Origin of the sequence: Modestobacter excelsi (genome assembly GCF_005930495.1) — a bacterium.
Lineage (GTDB): Bacteria > Actinomycetota > Actinomycetes > Mycobacteriales > Geodermatophilaceae > Modestobacter > Modestobacter excelsi.
In genome coordinates this window covers 90,453-105,124 of sequence record NZ_SJEX01000008.1, presented here as the reverse complement: position 1 = coordinate 105,124, position 14,672 = coordinate 90,453, and the positions used below count along the sequence as shown (strand labels likewise).

12 protein-coding genes are annotated in these 14,672 nt (G+C 73.7%); 10 read left to right on the top strand and 2 right to left on the bottom strand.

What is annotated here, in order from left to right; genetic code table 11:
- Positions 1-1,045: D-alanyl-D-alanine carboxypeptidase family protein (locus tag FHL80_RS05095; RefSeq protein ID WP_138732372.1), on the bottom strand; the 1,045-nt coding region annotated here is incomplete at its 3' end.
- A gap of 294 nt (positions 1,046-1,339) precedes the next feature.
- On the opposite strand from FHL80_RS05095, the gene FHL80_RS05090 reads away from it, so the two are divergent.
- The 10 genes from FHL80_RS05090 to FHL80_RS05045 all read left to right on the top strand — a co-directional run bounded on the left by FHL80_RS05090 (position 1,340) and on the right by FHL80_RS05045 (position 13,139).
- Entirely contained in the window at positions 1,340-2,395 is a 1,056-nt protein-coding gene (locus FHL80_RS05090) for a BMP family lipoprotein (RefSeq protein ID WP_246078467.1), read from the top strand.
- 181 nt (positions 2,396-2,576) lie between these two features.
- Complete coding sequence (locus FHL80_RS05085; RefSeq protein WP_138732371.1) at positions 2,577-4,121, top strand: ABC transporter ATP-binding protein; 1,545 nt, start codon at positions 2,577-2,579, stop codon at positions 4,119-4,121.
- Positions 4,118-5,284 (top strand): ABC transporter permease, encoded by a 1,167-nt coding sequence (locus FHL80_RS05080; protein ID WP_138732370.1) that lies wholly within the window; start codon positions 4,118-4,120, stop codon positions 5,282-5,284. The genes FHL80_RS05085 and FHL80_RS05080 overlap by 4 nt, the downstream gene beginning before the upstream one ends.
- Positions 5,281-6,570: an ABC transporter permease gene (locus FHL80_RS05075; protein ID WP_138732369.1), complete on the top strand. Its 1,290-nt coding sequence runs from the start codon at positions 5,281-5,283 to the stop codon at positions 6,568-6,570. Before FHL80_RS05080 ends, FHL80_RS05075 begins: the two co-directional genes overlap by 4 nt.
- Before the next feature lie 31 nt (positions 6,571-6,601).
- Positions 6,602-7,030 carry a cytidine deaminase gene (locus FHL80_RS05070; RefSeq protein ID WP_138732368.1) on the top strand — a complete coding sequence of 143 codons (429 nt, stop codon included), beginning with the start codon at positions 6,602-6,604 and terminating at the stop codon, positions 7,028-7,030.
- Positions 7,027-8,307 (top strand): thymidine phosphorylase, encoded by a 1,281-nt coding sequence (locus FHL80_RS05065; RefSeq protein ID WP_138732367.1) that lies wholly within the window; start codon positions 7,027-7,029, stop codon positions 8,305-8,307. Before FHL80_RS05070 ends, FHL80_RS05065 begins: the two co-directional genes overlap by 4 nt.
- A 153-nt stretch (positions 8,308-8,460) precedes the next feature.
- Complete coding sequence (locus FHL80_RS05060) at positions 8,461-9,318, top strand: ABC transporter ATP-binding protein (protein ID WP_216870431.1); 858 nt, start codon at positions 8,461-8,463, stop codon at positions 9,316-9,318.
- Positions 9,315-10,127, top strand: a complete 813-nt coding sequence (locus FHL80_RS05055) for an ABC transporter permease (RefSeq protein ID WP_138732366.1) — start codon at positions 9,315-9,317, stop codon at positions 10,125-10,127. Before FHL80_RS05060 ends, FHL80_RS05055 begins: the two co-directional genes overlap by 4 nt.
- Before the next feature lie 68 nt (positions 10,128-10,195).
- Positions 10,196-11,272, top strand: a complete 1,077-nt coding sequence (locus FHL80_RS05050) for an adenosine deaminase (protein ID WP_138732365.1) — start codon at positions 10,196-10,198, stop codon at positions 11,270-11,272.
- Positions 11,273-11,567: 295 nt separating this feature from the next.
- Positions 11,568-13,139: a DEAD/DEAH box helicase gene (locus FHL80_RS05045; RefSeq protein ID WP_246078466.1), complete on the top strand. Its 1,572-nt coding sequence runs from the start codon at positions 11,568-11,570 to the stop codon at positions 13,137-13,139.
- 74 nt (positions 13,140-13,213) lie between these two features.
- Here the strand turns inward: FHL80_RS05045 and FHL80_RS05040 are convergent, their stop codons facing one another.
- Positions 13,214-14,644: a SatS C-terminal domain-containing protein gene (locus FHL80_RS05040; RefSeq protein WP_138732363.1), complete on the bottom strand. Its 1,431-nt coding sequence runs from the start codon at positions 14,642-14,644 to the stop codon at positions 13,214-13,216.
- Positions 14,645-14,672 lie beyond the last annotated feature (28 nt).

Here is a 14,672-nt window from a genome sequence, read left to right as displayed (position 1 = left end):
GGGTGGGCACCGTCGACACCTCGCCGGGGTTCACGAGCCGGCCCAGCCCGGAGGCGTCGGGAGCGGTGCTGAACCCCCAGTCCAGCAGGTTCACGGCCTGCTGCAGCTCGGGCACCGGCCGGCGCTCGGCCTGCATGAGGCTGACCACGAGCCGCCGGCCGTTGCGCTCGGCCGCGGCGACGAAGGTGTGCCGGGCGGCGTCGGTGAACCCGGTCTTGCCGCCGAGCGTGCCGGGGTAGCTGTCGAGCAGGGTGTCCTGGCTCTGGATCTGGTAGCCGGCGGTGAGGTCCGCGACGGCGGGCATCTGCGCGGTGCGGGTCTGCAGCACGTCGAGCGTGTACGGGTCGGCGACCAGCTGCCGCATGATGAGCGCGAGGTCGTAGGGCGAGGAGGACTGGCCGGCGACGTCCAGTCCCGACGGGGTGCCGGCGACCGTGTCGAACGCGCCGATCCGCTCCGCGGTGGTGTTCATCGCCGCCAGCGTGGCCTGCACCCCGCCCGCCGCCCGGGCCAGCGCGTTGGCCGCGTCGTTGCCCGACTGCATGACCAGCCCCCGGAACAGCAGGTCGACCGGGTACTGCCCGCCGTGGACGAGCCCGACCCGGCTGCCCTCGACCGCCTCGTCCTCGGTGGTCCCCTCGACGACCAGGCCGTGGTCCAGGACCGGTGCCAGGGTCAGCAGGGTGAGCGTCTTGAGCGTGCTCGCCGGGTAGTAGCGGCCGTGCGGGTCCTGCGCGGCCAGCACCTCCCCGGTGCCGGCGTCGGCGACCAGCCATCCGTGCGCGTCGGTCCCGGCCGGCAGCACCGGCGCGCCGGGCACCGTGGCGATCCCGCGGGTGCCCAGCCCCGGGCCGCCGACCGTGCTCCCGTCCGGCGCGCTGCCCTGCGGCGGCAGCCCGGGAAAGGGCGCGGTGGGGGTCGGCGCCGACGGGTCCACCGTCGGCCGGCTCCCCTCGGCCAGCGCCGGGCCGGTGACGCCCAGCACCAGCGTCGCGGTCACCAGGGCCGCGGCGGTCAGCCGGCGCAACGGGGGGATTCGATGCACCCCCGGACGCTAACCCGGCGCCGGGGCGTCGCGGGGCACGGCCGCGACGGCGGTGTGGCCGCGCTCACCCGCGGTGTGTGCCGGGTGTTGCCCGTTGGCAACGATCGCATCTCTATCCGTTCCCGGGCGCTCACCAGCGAGAGCCCCGCGGTTAGCGTGCCGGGGTCGCCGTCGCTGGCCGAGCCGCCTCACCGCGGGAGCCGGACGGCGGGGGAGCCTGGACGACACAGCACCGGGGCGCGGCCTGCCGACGGCCGTCCGCGCCCTCCGAGAGAGGAGACCGTCTTGCGCCGAGTGCGTGGGATGAAGGCCGCAGCGCTGCTGCTGGCCGGGAGCATGGCCCTGGCGGCCTGCGCCAGCGACGAGGACACCGGAAGCGGCAGCGGGGGCAGCGGCGAGAGCAGCGCCGCCGGCGGCGACCTGCAGATCGGCCTGGCCTACGACACCGGCGGCCGCGGCGACAAGTCGTTCAACGACTCGGCCTACGCCGGCGTCGAGGCGGCGATCAAGGACCTGGGCGGGGAGGTCACCGAGCTCACCCCCAACGCCGACGCCTCCAACCGGGTCGACCTGCTCACCCAGCTCGCCGACGACGGCAAGAACCCGGTCCTCGCCGTGGGCTTCGCCTTCGCCGACGCGCTGGCCGAGGTCGCCCCGCAGTACCCCGACACCCAGTTCGCCGTCGTCGACTCCTCGGTCGAGGGCACCGGCCTGGACAACGTGACCGGCCTGCTCTTCGCGGCCAACGAGGGCTCGTTCCTCGGCGGTGTCGCGGCGGCGCTGAAGTCCGAGTCGGGCCACATCGGTTTCGTCGGCGGCGTCGAGTCCCCGCTGATCCAGGAGTTCGAGGCCGGCTACGTCGCCGGCGCCCAGGCCGCCAAGCCCGGCATCGTCATCGACCGCCAGTACATCTCGCCGAACGGTGACTTCTCCGGCTTCTCCGACCCGGCCAAGGGCAAGATCCTGGCGCAGGGCATGTTCCAGGGCGGGGCGGACATCGTCTACCACGCCGCGGGCGGCTCGGGTCAGGGCGTCTTCGAGGCGGCCAGCGAGGCCGGTGGCCGGGCGATCGGCGTCGACTCCGACCAGTACGAGACCGTCGGTGACCCGGCCCTGCAGGCCGTGATCATGACGTCGGTGCTCAAGCGGGTCGACAACGCCATCCAGGCCTACCTCACCGACTACTCCGAGGGCTCCATCTCGGGTGGCACGGACGAGGTCAACGACCTGGCGAGCGGTGGTGTGGGCCTGTCCACCTCCGGTGGTCAGATCGACGACATCAAGACCCAGATCGACGACTACACCCAGAAGATCATCTCCGGCGACATCGAGGTCCCCACGACCCCGTGATGCGGTCGTCGTGACGACACACCGACAGCGGCGGGTCCGGGGGCGGTACACGCCCCCGGACCCGCCGTTTTCCGTGTGTACCGTCTCCGCGTCGGACGGGGACACCGCCCGGCGCCCGCGCAGCCGGAAGACCTCCGGTCCACGCCCCGTCCCGCGCCACACCCGGCCCCGAGGAGCTCCGTTGACCGAGTCGACACCGCTGGCGGTGGAGCTGCGCGGGATCACCAAGCGCTTTCCCGGCGTGGTCGCCAACTCCGACATCGAACTGCGGGTCGCCCGCGGTGAGGTGCACGCGATCGTCGGGGAGAACGGCGCGGGCAAGTCGACGCTGATGAAGACGCTGTACGGCATGCACCGCCCGGACGAGGGCCAGATCCTCGTCGACGGCCGCGAGGTGCACCTGCGCAGCCCCAACGACGCGATCGCCGCCGGCATCGGCATGGTCCACCAGCACTTCATGCTGGCCGACAACTTCACCGTCCTGGAGAACATCGTCCTGGGCAGCGAGCCCACCAAGGGCGGCCGGCTGGACCGGGCGACCGCCCGCCGCCGGATCACCGAGATCTCCGACAGCTACTCCCTCGGGCTCGAGCCCGACGCGCTCGTCGAGGAACTCGGCGTCGGCGACCGGCAGCGGGTGGAGATCGCCAAGGTCCTCTACCGCGGCGCCACGATCCTCATCCTCGACGAGCCGACCGCCGTCCTCGTGCCGCAGGAGGTCGACGAGCTGTTCGGCAACCTGGCCGAGCTCAAGCGCGAGGGCCTCACGGTCATCTTCATCTCGCACAAGCTCGACGAGGTCCGCAAGGTGGCCGACTCGATCACCGTGATCCGCCGCGGCACCACCGTCGGCACCGCCGACCCGAGGACGACGACCGCCCGGCAGCTCGCCGAGATGATGGTCGGCGCCGAGCTGCCCACCCCGGCGACCCGGGACTCCACCGTCCGGGAGACCCCGGTGCTGCGGATCGACCACCTCACCGTCCCGGGCGCCCCCGGCAGCCGCGCCGTGGTCGACGACGTGTCGATGACCGTCCGCGAGGGCGAGGTCGTCGGCATCGCCGGGGTGGAGGGCAACGGCCAGTCCGAGCTGATCGACGCGGTCCTCGGGCTGCGGGTGCCCTCGGCCGGGACGGTGGTGCTCGGCGACGAGGACATCACCGACTGGTCCACCCGGCAGCGCCGCGAGGGAGGCGTCGGCTTCATCCCCGAGGACCGGCACCGGCAGGGGATGCTGCTGGAGGCGCCGCTGTGGGAGAACCGGATCCTCGGGCACCAGACCCGCCCGCCCGCGGTCAAGGGGGCTTTCATCGACCGCAAGGCCGCCCGCGAGGACACCGCGCGGATCATGAGCGAGTACGACGTGCGCGCGCCCGGGCCGAACACCCCGGCGGTGGCGCTGTCCGGCGGCAACCAGCAGAAGCTGATCGTCGGCCGCGAGATGAGCGCGCACCCCCGCGTGCTGCTGGCCGCCCACCCCACCCGCGGCGTCGACGTCGGCGCGCAGTCGGTCATCTGGGAACTGCTGAAGGACGCCCGGGCCGAGGGCCTGGGCATCGTGCTGGTCTCCGCCGACCTCGAGGAGCTGATCGGTCTGTCCGACACCCTGCACGTGATGCTCCGCGGGCAGCTGGTGGCCACCGTCGACCCGCGGCAGGTGACCCCCGAGGAGCTCGGCGGCTACATGACCGGTGGGCACGAGGCGACCCCGGCGGGTGCCGCGTGACCCTGGTCCGCCGGGTCGGCACGCTGCTGCTGGCCCCCGCACTGGCGGTGGCCATCGCCGTCGTCATCTCCGCGGTGGTGATGGGCCTGCTGGGCGTCAGCCCGGTGCAGGTGCTCAAGGTCATGGTCGACCTGGGCGACACCCCCAGCCAGCAGATCACCGCGGTCGTCGCGATCCTCAACCGCGCGCTGCCGCTGTTCCTGGCCGGGCTCGCGGTGGCCATCGGCTTCCGGATGAGCCTGTTCAACATCGGCGTCGAGGGCCAGTACCGGATGGCCACGATCATGGCCGCCACCATCGGTGCCGCGGTGGCGCTCCCCGCGCCGCTGCACATCGCGCTGATCATCGTGGTCGCCATGGCCGTCGGTGCGATCTGGGCCGGGATCGTCGCCGTCCTCAAGGTCACCCGAGGGGTCAGCGAGGTGATCAGCTCGATCATGCTGAACTTCATCGCGCTGGGCCTGGCGTCCTACCTGCTCACCGGCCCGTTTCGGGGCAGCCCCGAGGGCGCCTCGATCGTCAGCACCGCGCAGATCCCGGAGTCCGGCCGGCTGGGTGGGCTCAACGGCGTCTTCGACGTGCTGGGCCTGGCCAACCCGCCGCGTCAGCTGTACGGCTTCCTCCTCATCGCCGTCGTGGTCGGCGTCGTCATCTGGGTGCTGCTCCAGCGCACCCGCTTCGGCTTCGACCTGCGCGCCACCGGGCTGTCGCCCTCGGCAGCCAGCGCCAGCGGCGTCGACGCCCGCCGGATGGTCGTCAAGACGATGCTGCTCTCCGGCGCGGTGGCCGGCCTGGTCGGGCTGCCCGACCTGCTGGGCCGCACCTACGAGTACAGCTCGGACTTCACCTCGGGGCTGGGCTTCCTGGGCATCGCCGTCGCGCTGCTGGGCCGCAACAACCCCGGCGGCATCGCGCTCGCCGCGATCCTCTACGCCTTCCTCGACCGGGCGTCGGTCCCGCTGCAGTCGGCGAGCCTGCCGTCCTCGGTGGTCACGATCATCCAGGGCACGATCGTGCTGGCCGTCGTGGTCGCCAACGAGATCGCCGGGCGGATCACCCGCCGGGCCGCCGAGCGGGCCAGCCGCCAGTCGTCGGGCCCACCGCCCGATGACTCGATGACCACCCGCCAGGTGCCCGGTGTCGTCTCGGAGGGAACCCCATGAGCACCGCAGTGACGACGACGGACGCCGCCGGCGCCGGCGCCGGTCGCCCCTCGCCGGTGCGCCGGCTGATGTCCGCCGGCACGCCCGGCCGGCTGGCGATCGGCGTGGCCGGGCTGGTCGTGCTGTTCTCCGTCGTGCGGGTGGTCAGCGGGCAGAACGCGCTCACCTCGTCGTCGGTGATGACGGCGGCGCTGCTGCTGAGCACCCCGCTGCTGCTGGCGGCCCTCGGCGGGCTGTTCTCCGAGCGTGCGGGCGTGGTCAACATCGGCCTCGAGGGCATGATGATCCTGGGCACCTGGGGCGCCGGGTACGCCGGCTACCAGTGGGGCTGGGCCGCGGCGATCGCCGGTGGGCTGCTGATGGGTGCACTGGGCGGGCTGCTGCACGCGGTCGCCACGGTCACCTTCGGCGTCGACCACACCATCTCCGGCGTCGCGATCAACATCCTCGCGGCCGGCGTCGTCCGCTTCCTGTCCGAGTCGCTCTACACCGGCCGCAGCGACGGTGCCGGCATCACCCAGTCGCCGTCGCTGTCGTCGAAGCCGCCGTCGTTCTCGCTGCCGGTGCTCTCCAGCGGGCCGGACCTGCTGGGCGACCTCGAGGCTGAGCACTGGTTCCTGGTCAGCGACGTCGCCGGCATCCTGCGCGGCCTCACCTCCGACGTCGGGGTGCTCACCGTGGTGGCGGTGCTGCTGGTGCCGGCCGTCTACCTGCTGCTGTGGCGCACCGCCTTCGGGCTGCGACTGCGCTCCTGCGGGGAGAACCCGGCCGCCGCCGACTCCCTGGGCGTGCCGGTCTACCGGATCAAGTACATCGCGGTGGTCATCTCCGGCGCGCTGGCCGGGCTGGGCGGTGTGGTGCTGGTCTTCGTGGCCAACATCTACCGCGAGGGGCAGACCAACGGTCGCGGGTACATCGGCCTGGCCGCGCTCATCTTCGGCAACTGGCGCCCGGGCGGCCTGACCGGCGGCGCGTTCCTGTTCGGCTTCGCCGACGGCCTGCAGCTGCGCAGCCGCAGCGCCGTCGTCGCGCTGCTGCTCATCGTCGCGCTGATCCTCGCCGTGGTCGCTGTCTTCCAGTTCCCCCGGCGCCGCTGGGTGCAGGGCTCGCTGGCCGTGTTCTTCGCCGTCCTCGCCCTGGTCGGCTACCTGACCATCGACGAGCTGCCCACCGGCATCGTCTCCTTCACCCCGCACCTGGTCACGCTGCTGGTGCTGTCGCTGGCCTCCCAGCGGCTGCGCCCACCCAAGGCCGACGGCCTGGTCTACCGACGAGGAGAGCACTGATGGGAGCGGAGCAGACCGCAGGAGCGACCCGATGACGCGGAGCTCGGTCCCGGACCTGGACTGGGACGCCCTGCGCGCAGCGGCCCGGGAGGCGATGACACACGCCTACGCGCCGTACTCGCACTTCCCGGTGGGTGTCGCTGGCCTGGTGGACGACGGCCGGGTCGTCACCGGCTGCAACGTCGAGAACGCCTCCTACGGGCTGGGCCTGTGCGCCGAGTGCGGCATGGTCAGCGACCTGGCCCGCAGCGGCGGCGGCCGGCTGGTGGCGGTGGCGTGCGTCGGCGGGGACGGCCAGCCGCTGATGCCGTGCGGCCGCTGCCGGCAGCTGCTGTGGGAGCACGGCGGCGCCGACATGCTCATCGAGACGGTGTCGCTGGGCATCGTGCCGATGCGCGAGGTGCTGCCCGACGCCTTCGGTCCCGAGGACCTGGTCGCGGCAGCGGAGCGCTCGGCGTGACGGCGCCCTTCGACGCCATCGACGTCATCCGGGCCAAACGCGACGGGGTGGCCCTCACCGCGGAGCAGATCCGCTGGGTGATCGGCGCCTACACCGGCGGGAAGGTGCCCGACGAGCAGATGAGCGCGCTGCTCATGGCGGTGTTCTTCCGCGGCATGTCGCCGGACGAGCTCGCCGTCTGGACGCAGGCGATGATCGACTCCGGGGTCCGCAAGGACCTCTCCGCGCTGGGCCGGCCGACCGCGGACAAGCACTCCACCGGCGGCGTCGGCGACAAGATCACCCTGCCGCTCGCGCCGCTGGTCGCCGCCTGCGGGGTGGCGGTGCCGCAGCTGTCCGGCCGTGGTCTCGGCCACACCGGCGGGACGCTGGACAAGCTCGAGGCGATCCCCGGCTGGCGGGCCGCACTGAGCGACGAGGAGTACGTGCAGCAGCTGCGGGACGTCGGCGCGGTCATCTGCGCGGCCGGCAACGACCTCGCCCCGGCGGACAAGGTGCTCTACGCACTGCGCGACGTCACCGGCACGGTCGAGTCGATCCCGCTGATCGCCAGCTCGATCATGAGCAAGAAGATCGCCGAGGGCGCCGACGCCCTGGTGCTGGACGTGAAGACCGGGTCGGGCGCGTTCATGCGCGACCCCGACGACGCCCGCACGCTGGCCCGCACGATGGTCGGTCTCGGCGAGGCCGCCGGGGTGCGCACCGTCGCGCTGGTCACCGCCATGGACCGGCCGCTGGGCCGGGCCGCGGGCAACGCCGTCGAGGTCGCCGAGTCCGTCGAGGTGCTCGCCGGCGGCGGCCCAGCCGACGTCGTCGAGCTCACCCTGGCGCTGGCCCGGGAGATGCTCGCCGGGGTCGGCCGGGACGACGTCGACCCCGCCGACGCCCTCGCCGACGGCCGGGCGATGGACGTGTGGCGGCGGATGATCACCGCCCAGGGTGGTGACCCGGACGCCGCGCTGCCGCAGCCGGCCGAGCGGCACGTGGTCACCGCGCCGGCCACCGGCACGCTCACCCGGCTGGACGCCTACGCCCTCGGCGTCGCCGCCTGGCGGCTGGGCGCCGGACGGGCACGCAAGGAGGACCCGGTCTCGGCCGCGGCCGGCGTCGTGTGGACCACCGGGGTGGGGGAGCAGGTGACCGCCGGTCAGCCGCTGCTCGAGCTGCAGACCGACGACGCCGCGCGGATCCCGCGGGCGCTGGAGGCGCTGGAGGGCGCGATCGGCGTCGACACCGCCGACGAGCCGCTCCCGCTGGTCCTCGACCGCCTCTGCTGAAGGACCCCCTCGCCCCCCACCACTCGCAGGCTCGCGGCGGGACCCTGCGAGGGGGCCTGGGCGAACCTCGGGACGGGGCCTGACGGGCGCGCTCAGCTGCGCGGGGCAGACTGGTCCCCCGTGAGCCGCCCGTCGACCGTGTCAGCGCCGGTCATGAACCCGGTGGACCCCGATGCCGCCATCTCGGTGCGCGGCCTGGTGAAGCGCTACGGCGACCGCAACGCCGTCGACGGCCTGGACCTCGACATCGGGCGCGGCGAGATCTTCGCGCTGCTCGGTCCCAACGGCGCCGGCAAGACCACCACCGTCGAGGTGCTCGAGGGCTACCGCGAGCGCGACGGCGGGGAGGTCCGGGTGCTCGGCGTCGACCCCGCCGGCGGCGGCCGCCGCTGGAAGGCCGAGCTGGGCATCGTGCTGCAGTCCGGCGCCGGGGACAGCCAGCTGACCTGCCTGGAGCTGCTCCGGGCGCAGGCCGCCTACTACCCCGAGCCGCGCGACCCCGCCGAGGTGCTCGAGCTGGTCGGGCTGACCGAGAAGGCCGGATCCCGCGGGCGCACCCTCTCCGGCGGGCAGCGGCGCCGGCTGGACGTGGCGCTGGGCATCGTCGGCCGCCCGCGGCTGCTGTTCCTCGACGAGCCGACCACCGGGTTCGACCCCGAGGCGCGCCGTCAGTTCTGGTCGCTCATCCGCTCCCTGCGGGACCTGGGGACGACGATGCTGCTCACCACCCACTACCTGGACGAGGCCGAGGAGCTCGCCGACCGGGTCGGGGTCATCGCCCACGGCCGGCTGGTCGAGGTCGCCGTCCCCAGCGAGCTGGGTGGCCGCGGGCAGGCGCCCGCGGTGGTGCACTGGACAGAGGACGGCGTCCGGCGCACCGCCGAGACCGCCACCCCGACCGCGTTCGTCGCCGAGCTGGCGGCGCGGTTCCCCGGGGAGGTGCCGGACCTGGCCGTCGCCCGGCCGACCCTCGAGGACGTGTACCTGCGCATGATCGGAGAACCCTCATGACCACCGCGGAGCGCGCGCTCCCGTCGATCGGCAGCGTCTGCCGGACCCGCGCCGGGGTGGAGCTCAAGGAGTTCTTCCGACAGCGCGAGTCCGTCGTCTTCACGCTGATGTTCCCGGTGATCCTGCTGCTCGTCTTCGGCGCGGTCCTGGACTACGACCTGGGCAGCGGCGTCTCCTTCACCCAGTACTTCATGGCCGGGGTGATCGCCGCCGGCATCCTCGGCGCCAGCCTGCAGAACATGGCGATCAACATCGCCACCGAGCGCAGCGACGGCACGCTGAAGGGCCTGGCCGGCACCCCGATGCCGAAGGCGGCCTACTTCGTCGGCAAGGTCGTGCAGGTCTTCGCCGTCACGGTGGCGATCATCGTGGTGCTGCTGGCCATCGGCGCGCTCTTCTACGGCGTCGACCTGCCCTCCGGGTCGGACTGGATCACCTTCGCCTGGGTCGCCGGGCTGGGCTCCGCGGCCTGCACCCTGCTGGGCATCGCCGTCTCCAGCCTGGCGCGCAACGGCCGGTCGGCCTCGGCGACGGTCACCCCGATCGCCCTGGTGCTGCAGTTCATCTCCGGTGTCTTCTTCCAGTTCAGCCAGGTGCCGACCTGGCTGCAGACGGTCGCCGCGCTGTTCCCGTTGAAGTGGATGGCCCAGGGCCTGCGCTCGGTGTTCCTCCCCGACGCCCTCGCCGCGCAGGAGCCGGCCGGCAGCTGGGAGCTGGGCCGGGTCGCGCTGGTGCTGGGCAGCTGGTGCGTCGTCGGGCTGGTGCTCTGCGTCCGCACCTTCCGGTGGCAGGACCGGATCGACCGCTAGCTAGCCGGCATCCTCCCCGGAACGAACCCGGAGGGTGGGCGGAGGTGTGCGCTGGGTAGCGTTCGTGTGTGGTCGCACCGCTGAACGCCGAGTCCCTCGCCCGCGCTCCGAAGGTGCTGCTGCACGATCACCTCGACGGCGGGCTGCGGCCGCAGACCGTCCTCGAGCTCGCCGACGAGATCGGGTACCGCGAGCTGCCGGCCGACGAGTCGGAGGCGCTGGGCCGCTGGTTCCGTGAGTCCGCGGACTCCGGCTCGCTGGAGCGGTACCTGCTGACCTTCGCGCACACCGTCGCGGTGATGCAGCGGCCGGAGGCGGTGCAGCGGGTGGCGCGGGAGTGCGCGCTGGACCTGGCGGCCGACGGGGTGGTCCACGCTGAGGTGCGGATGGCCCCCGAGCTGCTGACCGGCATGCCGCTGGAGACCGCCGTGGAGGCGATGCTCGACGGGTACGCCCAGGGCAGCCGGGAGGCCGCCGCGGCCGGCCGGCCCATCGGCGTCGGGGCCCTGCTGTGCGCGATGCGCCAGGCCGACCGCTGGGTCGAGGTCGCCGAGCTGGTCGTCCGGTACCAGGGCTCCGGCGTCGTCGGCTTCGACCTCGCCGGGCCCGAGGACGGGTTCCCGCCGGACCGGATCCCCGAAGCCATCGCGCTGCTGGACCGGGCCGGCGCGCACCGCACCGTCCACGCCGGGGAGGCGGCCGGGATCGAGTCCATCCGGGCCGCCCTGGACGGGGCCGGCGCCGAGCGGCTCGGGCACGGCGTGCGGATCGCCGACGAGGTGCCGCTGGACGGTCCGCTGGGCCCGGTCGCCCGGCGGGTGCTGGAGGAGCGGGTGCCGCTGGAGGTCGCCCCCTCGTCCAACGTGCAGACCGGCGCGTACCCCTCGCTCGCCGAGCACCCGGTCGGCCGGCTGCACCGCGGCGGCTTCACGGTGACCCTCAACACCGACAACAGGCTGATGAGCGGGGTGTCGTTGACCAGCGAGCTCACCGACGTCGCGGCCGCCCACGGGTGGAGCTGGGACGACGTGCAGGAGGTGACCGAGCGCGCGCTGGCCGGGACGTTCCTGGACGACGCCGAGCGCTCCCGGCTGCAGCGCGACGTCATCCGCCCGGGCTACGCCGCACTGCGCCCGTCGGAGTGACCTGCATCGCCCTCGGGGGGTTGCAGGAATCATGCAGGTCCGGACGCTGCTAACCTCAATGTGCCGGTGAGTGCCGGTCATCCTCCCGGGCGGTCCTGTCCGGGCAGCGCATCCGTGCAGATCACGCGTCATCGCAGACGGCGGCGATCACCAGTGTGGACGTCGGGCTTCCGGCGGAAAGCATCACCACGGGACGCGCACCGATCTGTATCGGAGTTCCCGCTTGTCCTCGTTCGACTCTGTCGACACCCAGCACATCGCACCTGAGAACGACCTCCCCGAGATCACGGCAGCCGTGACCGAGGAGACCCCCGAGATCCCCGCCGAGCCCACCGGCCCGACCTTCGCCCAGCTGGGCCTGCCCCAGCCGCTGGTCACCGCGCTCGAGCGCAAGGGCATCCGCCACCCGTTCGCCATCCAGACCAGCGCCCTGCCGGACGCCCTCGCCGGGCGCGACGTGCTCGGCAAGGCCGCCACCGGCTCGGGCAAGACGCTGGCCTTCGGCCTGCCGCTGCTGGCCCGCCTCGGCGCGGACGTGCAGCAGGGTCGCCGCGCACCCCGCGGCCTGATCCTGGTGCCGACCCGCGAGCTGGCCCAGCAGGTGCACGACAACCTGGCCCCCCTCGGCCAGAGCAACGGCGTGCAGCTGGCGGCCGTCTACGGCGGCGCCTCGATGTACCGCCAGATCCAGCAGCTGCGTCGCGGCGTCGACGTGCTCATCGCCACCCCCGGTCGGCTGCAGGACCTGATCAACCAGGGCGAGGCGACCCTCTCCGAGGTCGTCGTCTCGGTCATCGACGAGGCCGACTTCATGTCCGACCTCGGCTTCCTGCCGGTGGTCAAGGAGCTGCTCGACCAGACCCGCTCCGACGGCCAGCGGCTGCTGTTCTCCGCCACGCTGGACGGCGAGGTCGACACCCTGGTGCGTCGCTACCTCAAGGACCCGGCGCGGCACGAGGTCGCCAAGGCCGCCGACACCGGCCCGCAGGCCGAGCACCTCGCCTACAGCGTGTCCTTCCCGGACAAGCTGAAGATCGCGGAGGCGATGGCCGCCCGTCCGGGCCGGATCATCATCTTCGTGCGCACCCAGCACGGTGCCGACCGGCTGGCCGAGAACCTGCAGCGCGTCGGCATCCAGGCCGAGCCCATCCACGGCGGCCTGCCGCAGGCGGCCCGTCGCCGGGCGCTGGAGGCGTTCACCGACGCCCGTAGCCCGGTGCTGGTGGCCACCGACGTCGCCGCGCGTGGCATCCACGTGGACGACGTCTCGCTGGTGCTGCACTACGACCCGCCGGCAGACCACAAGACCTACCTGCACCGCTCCGGCCGCACCGCGCGCGCCGGTGCCGCGGGTGTCGTGGTCTCCCTGCTGCTGCCCGACCAGGTGGGGCAGGCCAAGCGCCGGTTCCGCCAGGCCAAGCTGGACCCGCAGGTGAGCCGGATCCGTCCCGGCGACGCGCCGATCACCGACCTCGTCGCCGGTGGCACGTTCGTGGAGCCGATCGTCCGCCCGGTGCGCGAGTCGCGCCGTCCGGCCGGTGGCCGCGACGGGCGTCGTCCCACCGGGGACCGTCCCGGCTTCCGGGGTGGCCCGCGTCGGCCTGCCGGCGACCGCGAGCGCACGTACGGAGACCGCCCCTCGGGCGAGCGCTCCTACGGCGATCGGGATCGCACCGCCGCTGACCGGCCCGCCGGTGGCGACCGCGACCGCTCGTACGGAGGCCGCCCCTCGGGCGAGCGCTCCTACGGCGATCGGGATCGCTCTGCGGGTGGCGGCGACCGGGACCATCGTCCCGGTGGGTACCGCAGCTCGGGTGAGGGGCACCGCCCCGGCGGACGCCCCGCGCGCCCGGCTCGCTCCTTCTGAGCAAGCAGCACTGACGGCAACGGCCGGTCCCCGCACTGCAGGGGCCGGCCGTTGCCGTACCCGGGGTCCGTCGTTCAGCGGACGACGTCGCTCCGGAAGACGAGCGCGGTGCCGATGTCCTCCACGATCTGCTGCCACGCGGTCACCAGTGCCGGTGCCTCCTCGGCGGCCAGCGGTGCGCGCGGGTCGCTGTCGGCGCGGGCCACGGCTCGGCCCAACGGCGCGTCGGCGGCCAGCTGCTGCTGCACCCGCGGCAGCTCGGCGTACTCGGCGAGGTCGAGCGCGCCCTCGACCGGCTGCAGCAGCGCCCGGAGCTCGACCAGGCCGCCGGCCCCCTGGGCCACCTCGGCGAGGACCTCGGAGATCTCCACCAGGTCGTAGCGGTCCTGGTCGGCCGGCAGCGGCAGGGTGTCGGTGTCGGCCACCTCGGCCCACGACGCGATCTCGGTGAGGTCGTGGGCCTCGTCGCCGGCGCAGAACCGGGCCAGGTCGACCGGGGTCGGGAACACGAAGACCTGCCCCTCGCGGCCGAGGAAGCGCGCCCGGTCCTCGACGTAGCAGCGCAGCGTCAGCCCGGCGCCCTCGGGCACGACGACCTCGACCGGGAGGATGCCGACCGCCTCCCAGAACTCCTGCGCCGCGGCGACGGCGGCCGGGGTGGCGGTGAGCTCGCTGCCGCTCCGGATGGTCCGGATGCCGGCGGACGCCGCCTCGGCCGGGGCGACGGCGGTGGAGCCGGTGGCGGGACGGGCCGGGGTGGCGTCGTCGTCCTCGTCGTCCTCGTCGTCCGCCGGCTCGGCGGCCCGGGACTCGGCCTCCTCGGCGGCGGACGGGTAGGCCTCGGTGGAGACGGCGCCGGCGCCGGTCCAGTCCAGGTGGTCGTCCAGCTCCTCGAGGACGTCCTCCCACAGCTCGTCGATCGCGGTGCCCAGACGTGCCCAGGCCTCTTCGCCGTCGCGGCCGAGGAACGCGTCGATGCCCAGGCCCAGCGCGGCCGCCTCCGGGCGGGAGACCAGCTCGGCGACGGACTCGAACGCCGTCTCGTCGTCGTCCTCGTCGTCGTCCTCTGCCGGGGTGTCGCAGCACTCGGCCAGCCGGCCGACGATGTCGAGGGTCGCGGCCAGCTCGTCGACGGCCCACCGGTCGGGGTTCTCCGCGACCACGTCGTAGACCCCGTCGAGGTCGAAGCGGTGGTCCTCGTCGGGGGTCAGGTCCTCGGGCCCGAGCGCCGCCACGACCGGCCAGACGGGGTGGTCGGCCAGGTCGTGGTCGGTGTTCACCCGGCAGAACGCGGCCAGCGCGGCGGGGGAGGGGAACAGGTGCACGACGGCGGTGGGGCCGGGGGCCTCCGGGTCGTCGTCATTGATGTCGGCCGGGAGGTCGACGGTGCTGCCGAGGAACGCCTGCCACTCCTCGCCGTCCTCCTCCCAGGGCGGCGCCCAGAGCGTGTAGCCCGTGCGGTCGTCGAGAGTCAGGGCGATGGGGACGATGCTGGGCCTGGCCACCGGCCCATCCTGCCCGGTGGAGCTGTGC